We start from the raw sequence: 23,890 nt of genomic DNA, 5'->3' as shown, positions 1-23,890 counted from the left end.
CGTTGCCAATAAATGATTTGACAATGTGCCGATGAAAGATTTGTTCTTGGATTACTTGAAGTTAGAGAGAAATTATTCTCCAGCAACTGTAAAGCATTATCGGGACGACTTAAAAGAGTTTGAACGATTTTTTCAAGGACTTGATCAGCAGCTCTCTTGGGAGTCTGTAGATTCCGATATTGTCAGGCGTTGGATGGAATATATGATGGATAAAGGCAATGCAGCCTCTTCTGTCAATAGAAGGCTTAGTGCGCTAAGGTCATTTTATCGCTATGCTCTCCGACGTAATCTTGTTGTGAAAGATCCCGTTCATGGGATTCAAGGACCAAAGAGAAAGAGACCTCTTCCACAATTCCTCAAGGAGTCAGAAATGGACCAACTTTTAGATGAGAGAATGTGGACAGATAGTTATAAAGATGTACTTGCACGTACAATTATTGTAACTTTCTATGAAACAGGAGTTCGTATTTCTGAGTTAATAGGTCTGAATGACAAGGATGTTGACTATATTAACTGTGAAATAAAAGTCACGGGAAAGAGAGACAAACAACGCATCATACCCTTTGGAGACGAATTATTAAAAACGCTCACTGCCTATCAGCAGCAACGAGATATAGAGACAGAGAGCGAATCCGTTGCTTTCTTCCGAACGGAGAAAGGAAAAAGGGTGACAGATGGACAGGTGAGGCGGATGGTAAAAATAAACCTTTCTAAGGTGTCAACACTGAAGAAACGTTCTCCACATGTGCTCCGCCATACGTTTGCTACAGCAATGCTCAATCATGATGCAGGGTTGGAAAGTGTAAAAAAACTGCTTGGGCATGAGAGTTTATCAACAACAGAGATATATACTCATACAACCTTTGAGCAGTTAAAGAAAGTCTATAATAATGCCCATCCAAGGGCGTAACCTTTTAAAAATGGAGGTACCTATGGAAATTAAGATTCAGTCAATTCACTTTGACACTACCGAGAAGTTACAAGCCTTTATCACTAAGAAGGTCGAGAAATTAGAAAAGTCTTACGAAGACATTCAGAAAGTTGAGGTGCAATTAAAGGTAGAGAAACCTGCTACTGCATTAAATAAAACTACAAGTATATCAGTCGTTGTGCCAGGTACAACGCTTTTTGTAGAGAAGACATTCGATACTTTTGAAGAAGGAGTTGATGAGTGTGTAGATGCAATGAAGGTTCAGCTTACCAAGTTCAAGGAAAAGCAAAGAAAACGTTGAAAATATCTTCTAAAAGTTTTGGAGATTGAAAATAAATTATTACCTTTGCAGCCGTTTTACTACAAGTAGCCTTTGGCTGCAAAGTATGCCTCTTTAGCTCAGTTGGCCAGAGCACGTGATTTGTAATCTCGGGGTCGTTGGTTCGAATCCGACAAGAGGCTCTTCTTGAAAAGAGAAAGCATTTGATATAAGGGTAGTTTCCAGAGTGGCCAAATGGGGCAGACTGTAAATCTGCTGCTTCTAGCTTCGGTGGTTCGAATCCATCACTACCCACTCAAATGTTATTTGCGGAAATAGCTCAGTTGATAGAGCACTAGCCTTCCAAGCTGGGGGTCGCGGGTTTGAGCCCCGTTTTCCGCTCTATGGTTTTGCTGTAATAGCTCAGTGGTAGAGCACTTCCTTGGTAAGGAAGAGGTCCTGAGTTCAACTCTCAGTTACAGCTCTACTATATTTTTCTAAGTGAGTATAACAAAAACGCAGATTATTCATTTAATATTAAATAAGAAAAGCTATGGCTAAAGAAGAATTCGTGCGTACCAAACCGCATGTAAACATTGGTACTATTGGTCACGTTGACCACGGTAAGACCACTCTTACTGCAGCAATCTCAAAGGTTCTTCATGAGAAGGGCTTTGGTTCTGAGGATGTTAAGTCTTTCGATCAGATTGATAATGCTCCTGAAGAGAAAGAGCGTGGTATCACCATTAACTCTGCTCATATTGAGTACGAAACAGCTAAACGTCACTATGCACACGTAGACTGTCCAGGTCACGCTGACTATGTAAAGAACATGGTTACTGGTGCTGCACAGATGGATGGTGCTATCTTGGTTGTAGCTGCTACTGATGGTCCTATGCCACAGACTCGTGAGCACGTATTGCTCGCTCGTCAGGTAAACGTACCTCGTTTGGTTGTTTTCTTGAATAAGTGTGATATGGTTGACGACGAGGAGATGCTTGACCTCGTTGAAATGGAGGTTCGCGAAATCCTTGAGCAGTATGGTTATGAAGAGGATACTCCAATTATCCGTGGTTCTGCACTTGGTGCTTTGAACGGTGTAGAGAAGTGGGTTGACTCTGTAATGCAGCTCATGGACACTGTTGATACTTGGATTCAAGAGCCAGAGCGTGAGGTTGATAAGCCTTTCTTGATGCCTGTTGAGGATGTATTCTCTATCACAGGTCGTGGTACTGTTGCTACTGGTCGTATTGAGACTGGTGTATGTAAGGTAGGCGATGAGGTTCAGTTGCTCGGTCTTGGTGAGGACAAGAAGTCTGTAATCACTGGTGTTGAGATGTTCCGTAAGAACCTCGCACAAGGTCAGGCTGGTGATAACGTAGGTCTTCTTCTCCGTGGTATTGATAAGGCTGAAGTTAAGCGTGGTATGGTTGTTGTACACCCAGGAGCTATTACTCCTCACGATCACTTCAAGGCATCTATCTATGTATTGAAGAAAGAAGAGGGTGGTCGTCACACACCATTCGGTAACAAGTATCGTCCACAGTTCTACCTCCGTACAATGGATTGTACTGGTGAAATCAAGTTGCCAGAGGGTGTTGAGATGGTAATGCCTGGTGATAACGTTGAAATCGAAGTAGAGTTGATCTACAAGGTTGCTTTGAACGAGGGTCTTCGTTTTGCTATCCGTGAGGGTGGTCGTACAGTAGGTTCTGGTCAGATTACAGCAATCCTCGATGATATTAAGTAAGTCGTAGATTTACATCATAAATAGTTCCCGAGTCTTCGGGCTCGGGAATTTATTTACGGGTTTAGCTCAGTTGGTAGAGCACTGGTCTCCAAAACCAGGTGTCGAGGGTTCGAGCCCTTCAACCCGTGCGAAAAGAGAAGATTTTATGTTTAAGAAGATAGTTAATTATTGCAAGGCTTGCTACGACGAACTTGCGCATAAGACTACATGGCCATCGCGTGCTCAGCTTACACATAGTGCAATGGTTGTTTTATCTGCTTCCCTTGTCATTGCATTGGTAGTGTTTGCTATGGATTTTGTTTTCCAACATGTGATGGATTTTGTATATCCGAGTTAATTCATTAGAAAATGGCTGATACAGAAAAGAAATGGTATGTTCTTCGGGCTGTCAGTGGTAAAGAGGCAAAGGTAAAAGAATATATCGATGCTCAACTACGACAGAACGATAAGCTTGCTGAGCGTGTTTTCGAGGTTTTATTGCCAATGGAGAAACACGCAACTTTGCGTAATGGCAAACGCGTTGTCAAAGAGAAACTAAGTCTTCCTGGCTACGTGCTTGTTCAAGCCAACATGACTCCAGACGTAGCTTCTACGTTACGTTTCATGCCTAATGTATTGGGGTTCCTCGGAGGTATGTCTGAGCCTTCTCCAGTTCGCCAAGCAGATATTAATCGTTTACTTGGTAACGTGGAAGAAACAGAACTTGATGAAGTTCAGGATGTTCCGTATGAGGTTGGTGAGACTGTTAAGGTTACTGATGGTCCTTTCAGTGGTTTCCATGGTGTCATCGAGGAGATGAATGCTGAGAAGCATAAGTTGAAAGTAATGGTTATGATCTTTGGTCGCCAAAACCCATTGGAGTTAAGTTTTATGCAAGTCGCAAAAGAAGAGTAGTATTGTTACGGATACTATTTTGTCTTTTATAGTTTAATTTTTAATATTAACAAGAAAATGGCTAAAGAAGTAGCTGGATTAATCAAATTACAGATTAAAGGTGGCGCTGCAAATCCATCCCCCCCTGTAGGTCCTGCATTGGGTTCTAAGGGTATCAATATTATGGGATTCTGCAAGGAGTTCAACGCCCGTACCCAGGACAAGGCTGGTAAAGTTCTTCCAGTCGTAATTACTTACTACAACGATAAGTCTTTTAGCTTTATTATCAAGACTCCTCCTGCTGCTGTACAGCTTATGGAGGCTGCTAAAGTAAAAGGCGGATCTGGTGAGCCAAACCGCAAGAAGGTTGCATCCGTAACTTGGGAGCAGATAAAGGCGATTGCAGAAGATAAGATGCCTGATCTTAACTGCTTCACAGTAGAAAGTGCGATGAAACTGATTGCTGGTACTGCTCGTAGTATGGGTATCACTGTAAAAGGGGACTTCCCTGGTAAATAATTTAAACTTCAAAAGTAAAAATGAGTAAACTGACAAAAAATCAGAAATCAGTCGCTGAGAAGGTTGAAGCAGGGAAAGCATACACATTAGCTGAAGCAGCTAAGTTGGTTAAGGAAATTACTACAACTAAGTTTGATGCTTCTGTAGATGTTGATGTTCGCCTTGGTGTTGACCCACGTAAAGCTAACCAAATGGTTCGTGGCGTTGTGTCATTACCAAATGGTACAGGTAAGGTGACACGTGTTCTCTGTCTCTGTACTCCTGATCAGGAAGCTGCCGCTAAGGAAGCTGGTGCTGATTACGTTGGTCTCGACGAATATGTTGAGAAGATAAAGGGTGGATGGACTGATGTTGATGTCATCATCACTATGCCATCATGCATGGGTAAGTTAGGTCCTTTAGGTCGTGTACTTGGTCCTCGTGGATTGATGCCAAACCCAAAGAGTGGTACTGTGACAATGGATGTTGCTAAGGCAGTGAAGGAAGTAAAGCAGGGTAAGATTGACTTTAAGGTTGATAAGGCTGGTATTATCCACACATCAATTGGCAAGGTTAGTATGACTGCTGAGCAGATTTATGGTAATGCGAAAGAGTTTATCTCTACCGTTATCAAGCTGAAGCCTGCTGCTGCTAAAGGTACATATATCAAGAGTATCTTTATTTCTAGCACAATGAGTAAGGGTGTCAAGATTGATCCTAAATCAGCTGAATAACTCTAAAAGTTTTGTACAATGAAGAAAGAAGTAAAAGATACAATTATCGCTGAACTCGGTGAGAAGTTGAAGAACTTCCCTCATTTCTATCTAGTTGATGTAACTGGTTTGAACGCTGAGGCTACAAGTTCACTTCGCCGTAAGTGCTTTAAGAGCGAGATCAATATGGTCGTAGTGAAGAATACTCTTCTTCACAAGGCTTTTGAAGCTTCAGATGTAGATTTTGAACCACTGTATGGTTCTTTGAAAGGTAATACTGCAGTTATGTTTGCTCATACTGCAAATGTACCAGCTAAACTGTTGAAAGAGTATAAGAAAGAAGCTATTCCTGCTCTAAAGGCAGCTTATGTAGAGGAAACTCTATTTATTGGTGCAGATAAGCTCGAAGAACTTGCAGCTCTCAAGAGTAAGAACGAAGTTATTGCTGATGTTGTTGCATTGCTACAATCTCCTGCCAAGAACGTTGTTTCTGCTCTCCAGTCAGGCGCTGGCACTATTCATGGTGTACTTAAGACTTTAGGTGAGCGTGCTGAGTAAGAAATCTAATAAAGTCAAAGATATATTATTTTTAGAACAAAAAATTAAAAAGTTAGAATAAAATGGCAGACGTAAAAGCTATTGCAGAAGAGTTAGTAAACCTTACTGTTAAGGAAGTAAATGAGTTGGCAACTGTCCTCAAGGACGAGTATGGTATTGAGCCTGCAGCTGCAGCTGTTGCTGTTGCTGGTCCTGCTGCTGGTGGTGCAGCTGGTGGTGCTGAGGAAAAGTCAGAGTTTGACGTAGTTCTCGTTGAAGCTGGTGCTAATAAGCTTAAGGTAGTTAAGGCTGTTAAGGAGGCTTGTGGTCTCGGTTTGAAGGAAGCTAAAGATCTCGTTGATGGTGCTCCTTCTACTTTGAAGGAGGGTATGGCTAAGGCTGAAGCTGAGAACTTGAAGAAGACTATCGAGGCTGAAGGTGCTAAGGTAGAATTGAAGTAATTTTACTTCATTCTTATATTTAATATAATTTGGTTAGGATTTACCAAGTAGGTGAGTCCTAACCTTTTTGTGTCTTTTGGCACATCCGTGAGATATTTAATCACGCTTTTAGTCCGTCGTGGACTTTAAATATTCGAATATTTAATTTCAGTTTATGGCATTAGATAATAAACCCAGAGTAAATTTCGCCAGCGTTAAAAATCCATATCCATATCCGGATTTCCTCGATGTGCAATTGAAGTCTTTCCGTGACTTCTTGCAGCTGGACACTCCGCCTGAGGAACGCAAGAATGACGGTTTGTATAAGGTGTTCGCAGAGAACTTCCCTATTACAGACACGCGTAATAATTTCGTCCTTGAGTTCCTGGATTACTATGTTGACCCACCAAGATATACTATTGAAGAATGTCTTGAGCGTGGCTTAACCTATAGCGTACCTTTAAAGGCTAAGATGAAGCTGTATTGTACAGATCCAGATCATGAGGATTTTGGTACATTTATTCAGGATGTATTCTTGGGTACAATTCCATACATGACTAGCAATGGTACTTTTGTTATCAATGGTGCTGAGCGTGTCGTTGTTTCTCAGTTACATCGTTCTCCAGGTGTATTCTTTGGTCAGGGTGTTCATGCGAATGGTACGGTCTTATATAGTGCGCGTATCATCCCATTTAAAGGTTCTTGGATAGAATTTGCAACAGACATTAACAATGTCATGTATGCTTATATTGATCGTAAGAAGAAGTTACCTGTAACTACGATGTTACGTGCTATAGGTTATGAGTCTGATCGTGACATTCTTCAGATCTTTGATCTTTGTGAGGAGATTAAGGTTAATAAGAAGAATATGAAGGCTGCTATTGGTCGTAAGATTGCTGGTAACGTTATGAAGACGTGGACTGAAGACTTCGTAGATGAGGATACAGGTGAAGTTGTATCTATCGAACGTAATAAGGTCGTTGTTGAACGTGAGACAATCATTACAGAGGAGAACGTTGATGAGATTCTTGATAGTTCTGTGTCAACAATCTTGCTTCATAAGGATGAGGATGCTGCAAATAAGTATTCTATCATTTTCAACACACTTGCAAAGGATCCTAGTCACTCAGAGATAGAAGCTGTAAATTATATCTATCGTCAGCTTCGTAACGCTGATGCAGCAGATGATGCAAGTGCACGTGAAGTTTTCCAAAATCTGTTCTTCTCTGATAAGCGTTATGACCTCGGTGAAGTTGGTCGCTATCGTATCAACAAGAAGTTGAATCTGAATACGGATATGGACACACGCGTGTTGACAAAAGACGATATCGTTGAGATTATCAAATATCTCATCAGTCTAGTCAACTCAAATGCAACCGTTGATGATATTGACCACTTGTCAAATCGTCGTGTACGTACCATCGGTGAGCAATTGGCTAATCAATTCTCAATTGGTCTTGCACGTATGAACCGTACTATCCGTGAACGTATGAATGTTCGTGATAGTGAAGTGTTCCAGCCAACTGATTTGATCAATGCGAAGACAATTTCAAGTGTTATAAATTCTTTCTTTGGTACTAATCCTCTGAGCCAGTTTATGGATCAGACTAACCCATTGGCAGAGGTAACACATAAGCGTCGTCTTTCTGCGTTAGGTCCTGGTGGACTTTCCCGAGAGCGTGCAGGTTTTGAGGTTCGTGACGTTCACTATACTCACTATGGTCGTCTTTGTCCAATTGAGTCTCCTGAAGGACCTAACATTGGTTTGATATCTTCTCTTTGTATGTATGCTAAGATTAATGATCTTGGTTTCATCGTGACACCTTATCGTCGTGTACATGACTCTAAGGTTGATATGGATAACAAGGATGTTGTATTCTTGACAGCAGAAGAAGAAGAAGACAAGATTATCGGACAGGGTAATGCACCATTGAATGATGATGGTACATTCGTTCGTGACACCGTAAAGTGTCGTCAGGATGCAGATTATCCTGTTGTTAGTCCAGACTCTGTTGACTTGATAGATGTCTCTCCACAACAGATTGCCTCTGTGTCTGCTGGTCTTATTCCTTTCTTGGAGCACGATGATGGTCACCGTGCGTTGATGGGATGTAACATGATGCGTCAGGCTGTTCCATTGCTTCATAACGATGCTCCGATTGTTGGTACAGGTCTTGAGAAACAGGTATGTGAGGATTCACGTACGATGATTATGGCTGAAGGTGAAGGTGTAATCGAATATGTTGATGCAACAACTATCCGTATCCTTTACGATCGTACAGAAGATGAAGAGTTCGTAAGTTTCGAACCAGCATTAAAAGAATATCGCATTCCAAAGTTCCGTCGTACTAACCAGAATATGGTAGTAGACCTCCGTCCTATTTGTGATAAGGGACAGCGTGTAAAGAAAGGTGATATTCTTACCGAAGGATATGCTACAGAGAATGGCGAGTTAGCCTTAGGTCGTAACCTCCTTGTTGCTTACATGCCTTGGAAGGGTTATAACTATGAGGATGCTGTCGTTATCTCTGAGCGTATGGTACGTGAAGACGTATTGACTTCTGTACATGTTGATGAGTATTCTCTTGAGGTACGTGAGACGAAGCGTGGTGTAGAAGAGTTTACGTCAGATATCCCTAACGTAAGTGAAGAAGCAACAAAGGATCTTGATGATAATGGTATTATTCGTGTTGGTGCTCGTGTAGAACCAGGCGATATTATGATTGGTAAGATTTCACCTAAGGGTGAGAGCGATCCTTCTCCTGAAGAGAAGCTCCTTCGTGCTATCTTTGGTGATAAGGCTGGCGATGTGAAGGATTCTTCCCTGAAGGCTAACCCTTCATTGAGTGGTGTCGTTATCGATAAGAAACTCTTTGCACGTGCTATTAAGACGCGTGAGAGTAAGCGTCAAGATAAGGTAACTCTTGCTAAGATTGATGAAGAGCAAGAGGCAAAGGTAAATGACTTGAAAGACCTTTTGGTTGATAAGTTACTTGAGTTGACGGAAGATAAGATATCAGAGGGGGTTAAAGATTATTCTGATGCAGAAATCATCACAAAGGGTAGTAAGTTTACAGCTGCTGCTCTGAAGAACCTTGATTATGAGGGAATCCAATCGAATGGTTGGACAGATGACGAACATACCAACCTCTTGATCCAGAAGTTAATTATGAACTTCATCCGCAAGTATAAGCAGATGGATGCTGAATTGAAGCGTAAGAAGTTTGCTATTACCATTGGCGATGAGCTCCCATCAGGTGTACTTCAGATGGCTAAGGTTTACATAGCAAAGAAACGTAAGATTCAAGTTGGTGATAAACTTGCTGGTCGTCACGGTAACAAGGGTATTGTTTCTAAGGTTGTACGTACCGAGGATATGCCATTCCTTGAGGATGGTCGTCCTGTAGACTTGGTATTGAACCCAATGGGTGTGCCATCTCGTATGAACCTTGGTCAGATATTCGAGGCCATCCTTGGTGCAGCAGGTCGTAAGTTAGGTGTTAAGTTCGCTACTCCAATTTTTGATGGTGCTAAACTTTCAGACTTGAAGGAGTGGACAGATAAGGCTGGCTTACCTAACCTTTGCTCTACATATATCTATGATGGTGAGACCGGTGAGAAGTTTGATCAACCAGCAACTGTTGGTATCACTTACTTCTTGAAGCTCGGTCACATGGTAGAGGATAAGATGCACGCTCGTAGTATCGGTCCGTACTCACTGATTACCCAACAACCACTTGGTGGTAAAGCACAATTTGGTGGTCAGCGTTTCGGAGAGATGGAGGTTTGGGCTATTGAGGCTTTCGGTGCATCTCATGTTCTTCAGGAGATTTTGACAATCAAGTCTGATGATGTTGTCGGTCGTTCTAAGGCTTATGAGGCTATCGTTAAGGGCGAACCAATGCCAACACCAGGTATACCAGAGTCACTTAACGTGTTGTTACACGAATTGCGTGGTCTCGGACTAAGCATCAAACTTGATTAATACGTACACCCCATAATAGAAGTAAAACATGGCTTTTAAGAAAGATAATAAAGTAAAGAGTAATTTCAGCAAGATTACTATCGGACTGGCTTCACCTGAAGAAATCCTTGAAAATTCTTTTGGTGAGGTAACCAAGCCAGAGACCATTAACTATCGTACCTATAAACCAGAACGTGATGGTCTATTCTGCGAGCGTATCTTTGGTCCTACAAAGGATTATGAGTGTGCTTGTGGTAAGTACAAGCGTATCCGTTATAAGGGTATTGTTTGTGATCGTTGTGGTGTTGAGGTAACAGAGAAGAAGGTTCGTCGTGAGCGTGCTGGTCATATTGAGTTAGTTGTCCCAGTTGCTCATATTTGGTATTTCCGTAGTCTTCCTAACAAGATTGGTTACCTCCTCGGTATGCCAACCAAGAAGTTAGATGCTGTTATTTACTATGAGAAGTATGTTGTCATCCAGCCGGGTGTCGTAGAGGGTATGAAGAATGCCGATACGGATGAGGACTTGAATGGTTCTCATAAGTTCGACCTTCTTTCTGAAGATGAATATCTTGATATCCTCGATAACAAACTCCCAGAGGGTAATGAACGTCTAGATGATTCTGATCCAAGTAAGTTTATTGCTAAGATGGGTGCAGAGGCAGTCTATGACTTACTTACTGGTATTGATCTTGATCGTCTTGCTGGCGAATTACGTGATCGTGCCACAACCGACTCAAGTCAGCAGCGTAAGACAGAAGCATTGAAGCGTTTGCAGGTTGTAGAAGGCTTCCGTCAGTCAATAGGTGTGAATAAGCCAGAGTGGATGATCATGAAGATTATTCCTGTTACTCCACCAGAACTTCGTCCATTGGTACCATTGGATGGTGGTCGTTTCGCTACTTCCGACCTCAACGATCTTTATCGTCGTGTTATCATTCGTAACAATCGTTTGAAGCGATTGATGGAGATTAAGGCTCCTGAGGTAATTCTTCGTAACGAGAAGCGTATGCTCCAGGAAGCTGTTGACTCTCTCTTCGACAACAGCCGTAAGTCTTCTGCTGTAAAGAGTGAGAGCAATCGTCCTTTGAAGTCACTTTCTGACTCATTGAAGGGTAAGCAAGGACGTTTCCGTCAGAACCTCCTCGGTAAGCGTGTCGACTATTCTGCGCGTTCCGTAATCGTTGTTGGTCCTGAGTTGAAGATGGGTGAGTGTGGTCTTCCTAAGTTGATGGCAGCAGAGCTTTACAAACCATTCATCATTCGTAAGCTCATTGAGCGCGGTATTGTGAAGACTGTAAAGAGTGCTAAGAAGATAGTAGATCGTCGTGAGCCAGTAATCTGGGATATCCTCGAGAATGTGATGAAGGGACACCCTGTCATGTTGAACCGTGCGCCGACACTTCACCGTTTGGGTATTCAGGCATTCCAGCCTAAGCTCATAGAGGGTAAGGCTATTCAGTTGCACCCATTGGCATGTACAGCGTTCAATGCCGACTTCGATGGTGACCAGATGGCAGTCCACCTCCCATTGAGTAATGAGGCAGTCTTAGAGACACAGATTTTGATGCTTCAGAGCCACAATATCCTTAACCCTGCAAATGGTGCACCTATCACCGTTCCTTCACAGGATATGGTGCTTGGTCTCTACTATATTACTAAGATTCGTCCGGGTGCTAAGGGTGAAGGTCTATCATTCTATGGTTCGGAAGAGGCTATCATTGCTTACAATGAGAAGAAGTGCGACCTTCATGCTCAAGTAAAGGTTGTTGTTGACGACCTTGTAGACGGTAAGATACAGAAGCGAATGGTTGAAACCTCTGTTGGTCGTGTTATCGTCAACCAGATTATCCCAACCGAGATAGGTTTCTTCAATGGTATTATCTCAAAGAAGTCCCTCCGTGGTCTTATTGCTGATGTTATTAAAGCTGTTGGTATGGCACGTGCTTGTGAGTTCCTTGATGGTATCAAGAACCTCGGTTATCACATGGCATACGTAGCAGGTCTATCTTTCAACTTGGACGATATCATCGTTCCAGAAGAGAAGACAGATATTGTCGGTAAGGGTCAAGATGAGGTGGATCAAGTGAAGGCTAACTACGAAATGGGTTTCATCACAGATAAGGAGCGTTACAACCAGGTGATTGATGCCTGGACGCACGTTAACAACAACCTTAAGGCAAGTGTAATGAAGCACATGACTGAGGCCGACCAGGGATTCAACGCTGTATATATGATGCTTGACTCTGGTGCCCGTGGTTCTTCTGACCAGATTGCTCAGCTTGCTGGTATGCGTGGTCTTATGGCTAAGCCGCAGAAGGCTGGTGCTGAAGGTGCACAGATTATTGAGAACCCTATCATCTCTAACTTTAAGGAGGGTATGTCAGTGTTGGAGTACTTTATTGCTTCTCACGGTGCTCGTAAGGGTTTGGCTGATACTGCTATGAAGACAGCCGATGCTGGATACTTGACACGTCGTCTTGTTGACGTTTCTCATGATGTTATCATTAGTGAGGAGGATTGTGGTTCACTCCGCGGTCTTGAGTGTCGCGCCTTGAAGAGTGGCGATGAGACGATTGCAACTCTATATGAACGCATCTTAGGTCGTGTGTCAGTTCACGATGTTATCAATCCAACAACTGGTGAAATCATCGTTGCAGCTGGTGAAGAAATTACTGAGGCAAAGGCACAGGCTATCGAGGATTCTCCTATTGAGATGGTTGAGATTCGCTCAGTACTTACTTGTGAGAGCAAGAAGGGTGTATGTAAGAAGTGTTACGGTCGTAACCTCGCTACCGCTCGTATGGTACAGATGGGTGAGGCTGTCGGTGTTATTGCCGCCCAAGCTATTGGTGAGCCTGGTACGCAGCTTACACTTCGTACGTTCCACGCCGGTGGTGTCGCTGGTAACGCTGCAGCTAACGCAACTATCACGGCTAAGAATGAAGCTAAGATCGAGTTTGACGAGCTTCGTACCGTACCATTCGTTGATGATGACGACAAGGAGTGCCAAATGGTAGTCAGTCGATTGGCTGAAATCCGCTTTGTTGATCCTAATACAGGTATCGTATTACTTACTGAAAACGTTCCTTATGGTAGTTCTCTCTACTTCAAGGCAGGCGATAAGGTACAGAAAGGCGATTTAATTTGTAAGTGGGATCCATTCAATGCTGTTATCGTTAGTGAGTATGCTGGTGTGCTTCGCCTACACGATGTTGTTGAAGGTGTAACCTATAAGGCAGAGACCGATGATGCAACAGGTTTGACGGAGCGCATTATCACAGACTCACGTGATAAAGCAAAGGTACCAACTGTAGATGTTGTTAAGGTCGGAGCAGAGAAAGGTGCCGATGGACAATACTCACCTAATGATATCCTCGGAACTTATAACCTCCCTGTAGGTGGTCACTTGGAGCAAATCCTCCAAGACGGTGCAGAAATCAAGACGGGTATGACACTCGTTAAGATTCCACGCTCTGTTGGCGGTGCCGGTGATATTACGGGTGGTCTTCCACGTGTTACTGAGCTCTTCGAGGCTCGTAATCCATCTAACCCAGCCGTTGTATCTGAAATCGATGGTGAGGTTACAATGGGTAAGGTAAAGCGTGGTAATCGCGAGATCATCGTAACATCTAAGACAGGTGAGCAGCGCAAGTATCTTGTTAGCTTGTCAAAGCAAATTCTGGTACAGGAGCATGATGCTGTTCGTGCTGGTACCCCATTGTCAGATGGTATTATCACTCCAGCTGATATCCTTTCTATCATGGGACCAACAGCCGTTCAGGAGTATATTGTAAATGAGGTACAGGATGTTTACCGTCTTCAAGGTGTGAAGATCAATGACAAGCACTTTGAGATTATCGTTCGTCAGATGATGCGTAAGGTACGTATTGATGACCCAGGAGATACAACATTCTTGGAGCAGGAATTGGTTGATAAGCTCGACTTTACGGAAGAGAATGATCGTATCTGGGGTAAGAAGGTTGTTACCGATCCGGGCGACTCAGAGAACTGTTATAAAGGTCAGATTCTATCTGTACGCAAGTTACGCGATGAGAACTCAAGCTTGAAGCGTCGCGACCTCAAGGTTGTACAGGTTCGTGATGCTGTACAAGCAACGGCAACTCAGATCCTACAGGGTATCACGCGTGCTGCCCTTGGTACAAAGAGCTTCATGAGTGCTGCATCGTTCCAGGAAACCACAAAGGTTCTCAACGAAGCTGCTATTCGTGGTAAGAGCGATAGACTTGAGGGAATGAAGGAGAACGTAATTTGCGGTCACCTCATCCCTGCCGGTACTGGTCTTCGCCAGTGGCAGAAGATTATCGTAGGTTCTCAAGAAGAGCACGAGCGTATGGAAGCGAATAAGAAGAATGTTATTGATTATGCTAATCAGGAAGTAGCAGAAGCTACGCAGGATTAAATCAGAACATTCATTACATCAATATAAGAGGGATTCATGGCATTATGCTGTGAATCCCTTTTTCTTAGTTAAGGGTTGTTTCGCACTGGTAAACTGTATGCAAAAAAATCGGCAATAGGAGTTACGGCAGAAGTTTCCCCTGCTTTTTTATACGTACTAAATTATAATTTCAGCATAGTGAAAGAATATTTTCACTACGCTGAAATTGTTCTTTCACTATGCTGAAATTGTTTTTTCACTACGCTGAAATTGAAATTTGATCAGGATAGCCTGATAAAAGATACGGATAAAAAAGACGCAAGAAGCATGAGAAAGAAATGGGGAACTGGTGAGAAAGAATGCAGAAACCTATTAGACAAAGAGTGCGAACAGGGTTAATTTAAATTGGAATAGGTTAGAAATGTAATTATAATAGGTATAAATGATGCGGAGACAAGGTTGAATCTTTATTTTGACCTATTGGTTTGTGATTGGTTCCGTGTGTTGGTGTAAAACTATTGCGTTAAGATTTTGGTAAGTGCAATGAATGTATTACCTTTGCATTGCAATTTACAAAGAGGCAAGGAAATGAAAAAGTATATCTCACGGATTGTCATAGCTCTCGTAGCTGTGGCTTTCTTCATGGAATACATTGACTCGACCGCCTTGGTGACAGCTCTGCCATTAATGGCCTTAGACTTCGGTGTGGAAAGTGGCAGGATGAGCATCGGGATTACGTCCTATATGATTTCGCTGGCGGTATTTATCCCTGTAAGCGGTTGGATTGCCGACAGGTATGGCACGCGTTCGGTGTTCGCCTATGCAGTTCTAGGATTTATCGGCACGTCCGTCCTGTGCTCTCTCTGTAACAGTCTGACGCAGTTTGCCTTTGTACGTTTCATACAAGGCATGGCCGGATCACTAATGGTGCCCGTAGGGCGATTGGCTGTATTAAAAAACTGCGACAAGCGCGATTTGGTGAATGCCATCGCATGGATAACCACTCCAGGGCTTATTGCACCCGTTGTCGGTCCTCCCATAGGCGGATTTCTTGCCACTTACTTCTCGTGGCACTGGATATTCTTCCTGAATGTTCCGGTAGGGCTACTCGTCTTTGTCCTGGCAATAAGATATATTCCTAAACAGCCGGGAGACAGACAGCGGGGTAAATTAGACATATCTGACTTCTTGTTGAGTGCCTTGTCGCTTTCGGGCATGATGTACAGCCTTGAACTGTTGGGAAACAACGCTTCCAGTTTCGTGCGCCCCCTCATTCTGCTGTTTCTCTGTATACTACTCTTTGCTTTCGGTATACGCCATTCGCTGCACGCCTCATTGCCGCTGATAGACTATTCCGTAATGCGCGTGCCCACTTATTCGGTAACGATTATCTATGGCACACTGTCGATGATGGTTATCGGTGCAGCCCCGTTCCTGCTGCCGTTACTGTTTCAAGACGGTCTACATTTCAATGCCTTTCATTCCGGCTTGCTACTACTCTCGCTAATGCTGGGCAATCTCACCACCAAACCTTTCACCGTATGGATGATGCATCATTGGCGCATCAAGTATATCCTGTTCCTTAACGCACTGTTGCTTTCGCTGTCAACAGCTGCCTGCGCACTGTTCAAGGCCTCTTCACCCGTCTTCGCCATCATCATATGCCTCTTTTTGATGGGCTGTTTCCGCTCGGTACAGTTAAGCACTCTTCACACGGTGGCATACATGGACGTACCCCAACAAATGATGTCTTCAGCCAATACGCTTTACAGCACTACCCTTCAGCTCGCCTCCGGATTGGGTATCGGTCTAGGTGCATTGGCATTGAGATTTGTAGCATCCACCTCTGCCAATCCTCATTCGCTTGCACATTATCAGCTATCATTTGTATTGATCGCTATCGTGGGACTTATAGCGCTGATTGGATATGGAAAGATGGAGCCCGAGGCAGGCAAAATAATTGCCAATTAGTATTTCCTTTGCATAAGCTAGACCGCATGGGGCAAAGAGGTCGTAGATAACGCTTCGCCTTGTTCGGATTATTCAAGCAATACAAACAGATTATTTATCTAAATCTTTTAATAAAAATGGACAATAACAATCAGAATCAAGAGGGACAGCAGTTGCAGATTGATCTCTCACCAGAAATCGCTAGTGGTGTTTATACAAACTTCCAGATAATCTCTCACTCTAGTTCAGAGTTCGTGCTCGACTTTGCTACACTTCTTCCTGGTGTTCCAAAGGCTACAGTTACGAGCCGTGTTATCATCGCTCCAGAGCATGCTCTTCGTCTTCTTGCAGCTTTGCAGGATAATGTAGTACGCTACGAGAAAGAGTTTGGTAAGATTGACCGCCACGAACCAAAAGAGCAGGGACCACGCACCATCGCTCCATTCGGCAATGGTAAGGTTGAAGCATAAGTAATTCCTTTAAGATTAAAATACTTGAAAGTCGCCTCCATATTGTTGGGGGCGACTTTCTGTTTCAGAGGGGCTTGTAGGCATGTTACAAGTTCACTACTTTGATTAAGCTATTGTGCTTTCACGTATAAGTTTGTGTATTGGTAGTAAGCCTGCGCTTTGCGGACGAGTTCTTGATTCATCTGCTTTGTAGGTTGCTCTTCAAATGTACCATCGTGTAATGGACGAACGATGTATTGTCGTATATTGCGGACTGGAGATAAAACAGTTAGTCGGTTACTTTCAAGATACCCAAGGTCTTGGTAAGTTGCCATGAATGCACGGGGATGATAGGTTGGTGCGAGGATGTCTTGTCCTGTGAAACTTACTGTGCAACGTAACTTGAGGAGAGAAAGTAGGGTAGGCATGACATCAATCTGCGAGCATATAGTTTCAATCTTTCTTGGTTGGAGAATAGCTGGCGCATAGACGAGGCATGGAATATGGTAGCGGTCTATAGGAAGTGATGTTTTCCCGGCACTGGATGCACAGTGATCAGCAATAACTATGAATACGGTATTCTGGAACCATGCTTTCTTTCGGGCGTCATTAATGAATTTACCGATTGCGTAGTCTGTATATTTCACGGCGGCTTCTCTTGTGTTAGGGTCACCGTCTACTTTAATTCTGCCACTGGGATAGGTGTAAGGGCGATGGTTGCTCGTGGTCATAATCTGTGCGAAGAAAGGATGCTTCGACTGATAGTTCTTATCGAATACTTGTAAGCTCTTGTTGAAGATATCTTCATCACAGACACCCCAAATGTTTGCGAATGTTACTTGATTGTTCGGTATGTCCTTTCGGTCTATTACTTCGTAGCCATTATGACTGAAGAAGTCGCCCATGTTATCGAAATAACTATCTCCGCCATAGATGAATTGCGATTTGTACCCCAAGTGGGCAAGGATACGACCTATTGATAAGTTCTCCATTCGGTTAGCCTTTCGCTTGATGATGCTTTCTCCTGCACTCGGTGGAATGCAAAGAGATAATGCTTCTAATCCTCTAACAGTTCTGTTTCCTGCTGCGTATAGACTGTCAAAGACAATACTCCCTTGCATGAGCTTGTCAAGTTGTGGGGTAAGGTTCTCTTTATTTCCATATCGCGTAAGGAAATCAGCACTTAGGCTTTCTACTGTTATTAAGACGATGTTAGGGCGTTGTGGCGCAAGGGACTCTCCAATCGTCTTCTTTCCCTCATTATTAAGTCCACTTAGTTGACGATACAGAGACACACATTGTTGTTTGGGTAACATGGTATAGAACTTATCATACTCTAACTTGTTACTTTGGAAAGCAATGACAAAGTCGCAGGCTCCGTTTTGTTCAAGTTGAGTAACGTATTGATTGTTACTTTGTAGAGCATGGGTGCCTTGTAAGATAAAATATGAGCTTATTGCTAAGACCATATATATAGAAAGGTGTATAAGAAACTTCTTCGCATTGTAAAGATGAGTAACCTTTAGCTTGTAATGTCGCGATTGAAGGAAGATAATTGCAGCTGTTAAGAGTAATGTAATGCCAATCAACGGAACAATAGAATAGGATTCCATGATGTTCCCAATAACTTCGTGAGTGTAGACGAGATAGTCTACTGCAATGAAATTATATCTTACGCCAAACTCTCCCCAGAAGATGTATTCTCCTGCTGTGACGCAAAGTAATAAGAAAACATATACAGCCCAAGTTGTATAGAGGGAAACCTTACGCCATGTTTCTCTTGTTCTTGGAATGAAAAAGCGTAAGGAGAAACTAAATAGTTTCCATCCGAGAAATATTCGTGCAATCTTTGGTGCGCCGCCTCCGTATTCGTGGAAGATGGTATGGAAGAATAATACGTAGGCAAAGGCGATAGCTAGTAGAAGTTCAATAATCCATCCTGTGACGCGATGATATTTAGCTTCATTTAGCCCAAGGTTTATAATCTGTAATGGTAAGGCAAGCAAAATTGCCATACAAATATCTGTTACGAAGCCAACACTTAAGAATCTGATTATCTCCCAGAAAGAGAAAGAAGAATCTTCGGGGACATTCCACATTAAGATAATTCTTAGGATGAATCCAATGAGTAGATACAGTTTTAAAAATCGTGTTCCAATGAAATTAATAGGATTCTTGGTAATTACATTTGTTCTTTTGTCCATCGTTTGCTTATTTTTCGGCAAAGTTAATAATTATAGATGAGGTCCAGACATATTTTAGGCAGTAATTGCGCTCGCGTGTTTGAGAATGTTAGATCCTTAGAATGATAAATGTGCTTCTATTTGTCAATGGTATTTCTTTGTTTTTAGATAAGGTTCAACTTAATTTTAAAAAAGAGGCTATCTACTTTCGAAGTATTTGCTTACTTTTGCATTCAAAATTAAATCTCAATGAGTATTATTGTATTTACTATTCTTTTATTGTTAGGTGCCTATTGTGCAGGTTTGCTGGGTTCCTTGACTGGATTAGGTGGAGGTGTTATTGTTATTCCTCTTCTTACCTTATGTTTTGGCATTGACTTTCATTATGCCATTGGGGCAGCTTTAGTAGCTTCTATTGCGACATCTTCGGGGTCGGCGAGTGCGTATGTAAAAGAAGGTATGACAAACATTCGTTTGGGTATGTTTCTTGAAATAGCAACGAGTATAGGTGCTGTCTTGGGTGCCGCAGTAGCTTTATGGATGCCGACGAATGCCATAGCTATTGTATTCGGTGCGGTCTTACTCCTTACTATAGCATTGCAGTTTCGCCAGAAGATCGATTATGTGGATGTGAAAGGGAGTCGGTTGGCTATGAAACTAAAACTGTTCGGTTCTTATCCTACTAAAGATGGTAAACAGCAGAAGTATGAGTTGACCAATGTAACAGGAGGTTTCTCTGTAATGGTTCTTGCTGGTGCTTTATCTGGACTATTAGGTATTGGTAGTGGCGCATTAAAAGTATTGGCAATGGATGGATGCATGAAAGTCCCGTTTAAGGTAAGTACAACTACAAGTAATTTTATGATTGGTGTTACAGCAGTAACGTCTGCTGTTGTTTATCTTCAGCGTGGATATATTGAACCAGGTATTGCCTTTCCGATAATGGTTGGTGTGTTAGCCGGTGCTATGAGTGGTGCAAAGTTACTGAAGCGTTTAGATGTAAGGCTATTGAGAAAGATTTTTGCTGTGGCTATTTTGTTGGCTGCTTTAAATATGATATATAATGGTATAATAGGAAAGTTCTGAAATGGAAAGTAGTTCAAACTCAAAGAATAATATGAATGCTCTGATTGGCAATACTTTGCGCATTGGAGTCTTTACAGCATGTCTCATTGCCTTGATAGGAGGTATTTGGTATCTTGTTACTTCTTCTGATTCAACCTTGCCCGATTATAGTGTATTCCGTAAGGGAGATATTAGTTATACCACGTTTGAGGGAATCTTTAAGTCGGTTCTATCGTTCTCAGCTGTAGGTTGGGTACAATTGGGAGTTATTGTCCTTATGCTTACACCAGTAATGCGTGTCATGCTCTCGTTGGTTGATTTTAGTATTCAGCGCGACTGGCTTTATGTAGTCATAACAGGTATAGTTCTTTTTGTTATTATCATGAACTCCCTTGTAGGTGTTGGATAATCGATGTTAAATAATAAGTAAAAGGTTATTTATTGTTAATAGAGTTGCTCTCCTAATTTATTCCTTTTCTTATTATTAGGTCATTTAAAGGAAACTTTGTACCTTTGCACTCCGAAATCACAGAGCGGATAGCATTCTTTAAGAAGCATTCGTCTGCATGTGTAATGGATTGAAAATAAACAAAATAAATATATAACAACAAAAAAGAAAAATCATGCCTACTATTTCACAATTAGTAAGAAAAGGCAGAAAGGACATTGTAGACAAGAGCAAGTCTCCAGCTTTGGACAATTGTCCACAGCGTCGTGGCGTTTGTGTTCGTGTTTACACTACAACTCCTAAGAAGCCTAATTCGGCAATGCGTAAGGTTGCCCGTGTTCGTTTGACCAACCAGAAGGAAGTAAACTCTTACATCCCAGGAGAGGGTCACAACTTGCAGGAGCACAGTATTGTTCTCGTTCGTGGTGGTCGTGTTAAGGACCTTCCTGGTGTACGTTATCACATCGTTCGTGGTACTCTTGATACCGCAGGTGTTGCCAATCGCACACAGCGTCGTTCTAAGTACGGTGCTAAGCGTCCAAAGGCAGCTAAGAAGTAATATCTGTGTTGCCTAAAGGCAGCAAAAGAAACTTCAATCCATAAAGCCGAGGTGCAACGGCCGGTGATGGTCGATGCTCCAAGGCACTTTAAAAGAAGAAACTAAAAACAAACAGTTTTGCTGGAGATTTGTAATCACAAAGGTTGAGTAAATGCCCAAGAGAGGGTGTTGAAGAACGAAAGACGACAGCCTCCGCAGAATTAAAGTTTAAAATTAAAAATGAGAAAAGCAAAACCAAAGAAGCGTGTAATCCTTCCAGATCCAAAGTTCAATGATCAGAAGGTGTCAAAGTTCGTAAATCACTTGATGTATGATGGTAAGAAGAATACCTCATACGAAATCTTCTACGCAGCCCTTGATATTGTAGGCGGTAAGATGAAGGATGAGGAGAAGTCTCCACTTGAGGTGTGGAAGCAGGCTCTTGATAACATCACTCCGCAGGTAGAGGTAAAGAGCCGCCGTATTGGTGGTGCTACATTCCAGGTACCAACAGAGATTCGCCCTGATCGTAAGGAGAGTGTTTCAATGAAGAATATGATTGCCTTTGCACGTAAGCGTGGTGGTAAGAGTATGGCTGATAAGCTTGCATCTGAGATTATGGATGCTTTCAATAACCAGGGTGGTGCTTATAAGCGTAAGGAAGATATGCACCGCATGGCTGAGGCTAATCGTGCATTTGCTCACTTCAGATTCTAATCAAGTTATTATAATAAGGTAAAAGGAAATGGCAAATCACGATTTACATTTGACTCGTAATATCGGTATTATGGCACACATTGACGCCGGTAAGACGACCACATCTGAACGTATTCTATTTTATACAGGTAAGACTCACAAGATTGGTGAGGTACATGATGGTGCTGCTACTATGGACTGGATGGCACAGGAGCAGGAGCGTGGTATCACAATTACATCTGCTGCTACAACATGTAACTGGAACTACCTTGGAAAGTCTTATAAGATTAACTTGATTGATACTCCGGGACACGTTGACTTTACTGCTGAGGTAGAGCGTTCACTCCGTGTTCTTGATGGTGCTGTTGCTACTTATTCTGCTGCTGATGGTGTACAGCCTCAGTCTGAGACTGTATGGCGTCAGGCTGATAAGTACAATGTCCCACGTATTGGTTATGTAAACAAGATGGATCGCTCTGGTGCAGACTTCTATGAGACAGTGCAGCAGATGAAATATATTCTTGGTGCAAATCCTATCGCTATTCAGATTCCTATAGGTGCTGAGGAAAACTTCAAAGGTGTTGTTGACCTTATCAAGATGAAAGCTATCTTGTGGCACGATGAGACTATGGGGGCAGAATACGATGTCGAGGAGATTCCTGCTGATCTCGTTGATGAGGCTGCTGAGTGGCGTGATAAGTTGCTAGAGGGTGCAGCTAACTTTGACGATGAGCTGATGGAGATGTATCTTGAAGGTCAGGATATCCCAGAGGATAAGATTATCGCTGCAATACGTAAAGGCTGTATTGCAATGGAATGTTGCCCAATGCTCCTCGGTTCTTCTTACAAGAATAAGGGTGTTCAGCCACTTCTTGATTATGTTTGTGCATTCTTGCCTTCTCCATTGGATACACCAGCTATTGTAGGTACGAATCCTGATACTGAGGAGGAAGAGGATCGTAAACCTAGCGAGAATGACCCAACAGCTGCATTGGCATTTAAGATTGCTACTGATCCATTTATGGGTCGCTTGGTATTCTTCCGTGTCTATTCAGGTAAGGTTGTTGCAGGTTCTTATGTTTACAACCCACGTTCTGGCAAGAAGGAGCGTATCAGCCGTTTGTTCCAGATGAACTCTAATAAGGAAATCCCTATGGAGTCAATTGATGCTGGTGATATCGGTGCTGGTGTAGGTTTCAAGGATATTCGTACAGGTGATACTCTCTGTGATGAGAATGCCCCAATCGTATTGGAGTCTATGACTTTCCCTGATACCGTAATCTCTATTGCTGTAGAGCCAAAGAGTCAGGCAGATGTTGCTAAACTTGATAATGGTCTTGCGAAACTTGCAGAAGAGGATCCAACATTCACCGTTCGTACTGACGAGCAGAGTGGTCAGACAATTATCTCTGGTATGGGTGAGCTTCACTTGGATATCATTATTGACCGTTTGAAACGTGAGTTTAAGGTAGAGTGTAATCAAGGTAAACCACAAGTTAACTACAAGGAGGCTATTACTAAGGCTGCTCAGAGTCGTGAGACTTATAAGAAACAGTCTGGTGGTCGTGGTAAGTTCGCTTGTATCGATGTTACAATCGAGCCTAAGGACGAAGATTACACCGAGGGTGATTTACAGTTCATCAATGTTGTTAAGGGTGGTAACGTACCTAAGGAGTTCATCCCTTCAGTTGAGAAAGGATTCAAGGACTGCTTGAATAATGGTGTACTCGGTGGCTTCCCAATGACTGGTCTTAAGGTTACTTTGACTGATGGTTCTTTCCACCCAGTTGACTCTGACCAGTTGTCATTCGAGCTTGTAGCACATCAGGCATTTAAGGTGCTTTGTCCTAAGGCTGGTCCTGTTCTTATGGAGCCTATCATGAAAGTAGAGGTTGTTACTCCAGAAGAGAACATGGGTGATGTTATCGGTGACTTGAACAAGCGTCGTGGTCTTGTACAGGGTATGGATGAGGCTCGTAGTGGTGCACGTATCGTTAAGGCTATGGTTCCATTGTCTGAGATGTTCGGTTACGTAACCGCTCTCCGTACAATTACATCAGGTCGTGCTACTTCTTCTATGGAGTATGATCACCACTCACCAGTATCAAGCTCTCTTGCAAAGGAGATTCTTGATGAGTTGAAGGGTAATTCAGATCTCGTTAAGTAAATAATATAAGGAAGTGCTCTCTCATAG

At 42.6% G+C, this 23,890-nt stretch carries 19 protein-coding genes and 5 tRNA genes; 23 read left to right on the top strand and 1 reads right to left on the bottom strand.

Annotated elements, in window-relative coordinates:
* The first annotated feature begins 31 nt into the window (after nucleotides 1–31).
* The 18 genes from D464_RS0110675 to D464_RS0110590 all read left to right on the top strand — a co-directional run bounded on the left by D464_RS0110675 (nucleotide 32) and on the right by D464_RS0110590 (nucleotide 16,787).
* The gene (locus tag D464_RS0110675) at nucleotides 32–910 is read left to right on the top strand and encodes a tyrosine recombinase XerC (protein ID WP_036908924.1); all 879 of its coding nucleotides are present in this window, start codon (nucleotides 32–34) and stop codon (nucleotides 908–910) included.
* 22 nt (nucleotides 911–932) lie between these two features.
* Entirely contained in the window at nucleotides 933–1,232 is a 300-nt protein-coding gene (gene hpf, locus D464_RS0110670) for a ribosome hibernation-promoting factor, HPF/YfiA family (RefSeq protein ID WP_024985866.1), read from the top strand.
* An 87-nt stretch (nucleotides 1,233–1,319) separates the two neighbouring features.
* A tRNA-Thr gene (locus D464_RS0110665) sits at nucleotides 1,320–1,393 on the top strand.
* Between the two features lie 30 nt (nucleotides 1,394–1,423).
* Nucleotides 1,424–1,505: transfer RNA gene (locus D464_RS0110660), tRNA-Tyr, on the top strand.
* 14 nt (nucleotides 1,506–1,519) lie between these two features.
* Nucleotides 1,520–1,592 (top strand) — tRNA-Gly (locus D464_RS0110655).
* A gap of 10 nt (nucleotides 1,593–1,602) precedes the next feature.
* Nucleotides 1,603–1,674 (top strand) — tRNA-Thr (locus D464_RS0110650).
* Between the two features lie 69 nt (nucleotides 1,675–1,743).
* A complete protein-coding gene (tuf, locus tag D464_RS0110645; protein WP_004383925.1) occupies nucleotides 1,744–2,940 on the top strand; it encodes an elongation factor Tu in 1,197 nt (398 codons plus the stop codon).
* A 55-nt stretch (nucleotides 2,941–2,995) separates the two neighbouring features.
* A tRNA-Trp gene (locus D464_RS0110640) sits at nucleotides 2,996–3,068 on the top strand.
* Nucleotides 3,069–3,085: 17 nt separating this feature from the next.
* Complete coding sequence (gene secE, locus D464_RS0110635; protein WP_009435163.1) at nucleotides 3,086–3,277, top strand: preprotein translocase subunit SecE; 192 nt, start codon at nucleotides 3,086–3,088, stop codon at nucleotides 3,275–3,277.
* An 11-nt stretch (nucleotides 3,278–3,288) separates the two neighbouring features.
* Entirely contained in the window at nucleotides 3,289–3,834 is a 546-nt protein-coding gene (nusG, locus tag D464_RS0110630; protein WP_004383923.1) for a transcription termination/antitermination protein NusG, read from the top strand.
* 57 nt (nucleotides 3,835–3,891) lie between these two features.
* Complete coding sequence (rplK, locus tag D464_RS0110625; RefSeq protein ID WP_004383922.1) at nucleotides 3,892–4,332, top strand: 50S ribosomal protein L11; 441 nt, start codon at nucleotides 3,892–3,894, stop codon at nucleotides 4,330–4,332.
* 20 nt (nucleotides 4,333–4,352) lie between these two features.
* A complete protein-coding gene (rplA, locus tag D464_RS0110620) occupies nucleotides 4,353–5,045 on the top strand; it encodes a 50S ribosomal protein L1 (protein WP_004383921.1) in 693 nt (230 codons plus the stop codon).
* Nucleotides 5,046–5,063: 18 nt separating this feature from the next.
* On the top strand, nucleotides 5,064–5,582 hold the full coding sequence (rplJ, locus tag D464_RS0110615; protein WP_009435193.1) for a 50S ribosomal protein L10: 519 nt from the start codon (nucleotides 5,064–5,066) through the stop codon (nucleotides 5,580–5,582).
* 62 nt (nucleotides 5,583–5,644) lie between these two features.
* The gene (gene rplL / locus D464_RS0110610) at nucleotides 5,645–6,022 is read left to right on the top strand and encodes a 50S ribosomal protein L7/L12 (protein WP_004383919.1); all 378 of its coding nucleotides are present in this window, start codon (nucleotides 5,645–5,647) and stop codon (nucleotides 6,020–6,022) included.
* Nucleotides 6,023–6,176: 154 nt separating this feature from the next.
* Nucleotides 6,177–9,986, top strand: a complete 3,810-nt coding sequence (gene rpoB / locus D464_RS0110605; RefSeq protein WP_018911366.1) for a DNA-directed RNA polymerase subunit beta — start codon at nucleotides 6,177–6,179, stop codon at nucleotides 9,984–9,986.
* 28 nt (nucleotides 9,987–10,014) lie between these two features.
* The gene (gene rpoC, locus D464_RS0110600) at nucleotides 10,015–14,388 is read left to right on the top strand and encodes a DNA-directed RNA polymerase subunit beta' (RefSeq protein ID WP_018911365.1); all 4,374 of its coding nucleotides are present in this window, start codon (nucleotides 10,015–10,017) and stop codon (nucleotides 14,386–14,388) included.
* A gap of 567 nt (nucleotides 14,389–14,955) precedes the next feature.
* On the top strand, nucleotides 14,956–16,338 hold the full coding sequence (locus D464_RS0110595) for an MFS transporter (protein ID WP_018911363.1): 1,383 nt from the start codon (nucleotides 14,956–14,958) through the stop codon (nucleotides 16,336–16,338).
* A gap of 116 nt (nucleotides 16,339–16,454) precedes the next feature.
* The gene (locus D464_RS0110590) at nucleotides 16,455–16,787 is read left to right on the top strand and encodes a DUF3467 domain-containing protein (RefSeq protein ID WP_018911362.1); all 333 of its coding nucleotides are present in this window, start codon (nucleotides 16,455–16,457) and stop codon (nucleotides 16,785–16,787) included.
* Between the two features lie 110 nt (nucleotides 16,788–16,897).
* Here D464_RS0110590 and D464_RS0110585 read toward each other — a convergent pair whose 3' ends face one another.
* On the bottom strand, nucleotides 16,898–18,970 hold the full coding sequence (locus tag D464_RS0110585) for an LTA synthase family protein (RefSeq protein WP_018911361.1): 2,073 nt from the start codon (nucleotides 18,968–18,970) through the stop codon (nucleotides 16,898–16,900).
* Between the two features lie 228 nt (nucleotides 18,971–19,198).
* Here D464_RS0110585 and D464_RS0110580 point away from each other — a divergent pair, with 228 nt between their 5' ends.
* From D464_RS0110580 to fusA, 5 genes are all read left to right on the top strand, one after another.
* Nucleotides 19,199–20,035: a sulfite exporter TauE/SafE family protein gene (locus D464_RS0110580; protein WP_018911360.1), complete on the top strand. Its 837-nt coding sequence runs from the start codon at nucleotides 19,199–19,201 to the stop codon at nucleotides 20,033–20,035.
* Between the two features lies 1 nt (nucleotide 20,036).
* Entirely contained in the window at nucleotides 20,037–20,423 is a 387-nt protein-coding gene (locus tag D464_RS0110575; protein ID WP_018911359.1) for a DUF1634 domain-containing protein, read from the top strand.
* Between the two features lie 214 nt (nucleotides 20,424–20,637).
* The gene (gene rpsL, locus D464_RS0110570; RefSeq protein WP_004335835.1) at nucleotides 20,638–21,021 is read left to right on the top strand and encodes a 30S ribosomal protein S12; all 384 of its coding nucleotides are present in this window, start codon (nucleotides 20,638–20,640) and stop codon (nucleotides 21,019–21,021) included.
* 219 nt (nucleotides 21,022–21,240) lie between these two features.
* Nucleotides 21,241–21,717, top strand: a complete 477-nt coding sequence (rpsG, locus tag D464_RS0110565) for a 30S ribosomal protein S7 (protein ID WP_008821977.1) — start codon at nucleotides 21,241–21,243, stop codon at nucleotides 21,715–21,717.
* A gap of 28 nt (nucleotides 21,718–21,745) precedes the next feature.
* Nucleotides 21,746–23,863, top strand: coding sequence for an elongation factor G (fusA, locus tag D464_RS0110560; RefSeq protein WP_018911358.1), 2,118 nt, complete (start codon nucleotides 21,746–21,748; stop codon nucleotides 23,861–23,863).
* Nucleotides 23,864–23,890: the final 27 nt, after the last annotated feature.

The organism is Prevotella veroralis DSM 19559 = JCM 6290 (genome assembly GCF_000377625.1).
Lineage (GTDB): Bacteria > Bacteroidota > Bacteroidia > Bacteroidales > Bacteroidaceae > Prevotella > Prevotella veroralis.
The sequence above is the reverse complement of the archived record's forward strand: the minus strand, read 5'-3'. Positions and strand labels throughout refer to the sequence as shown.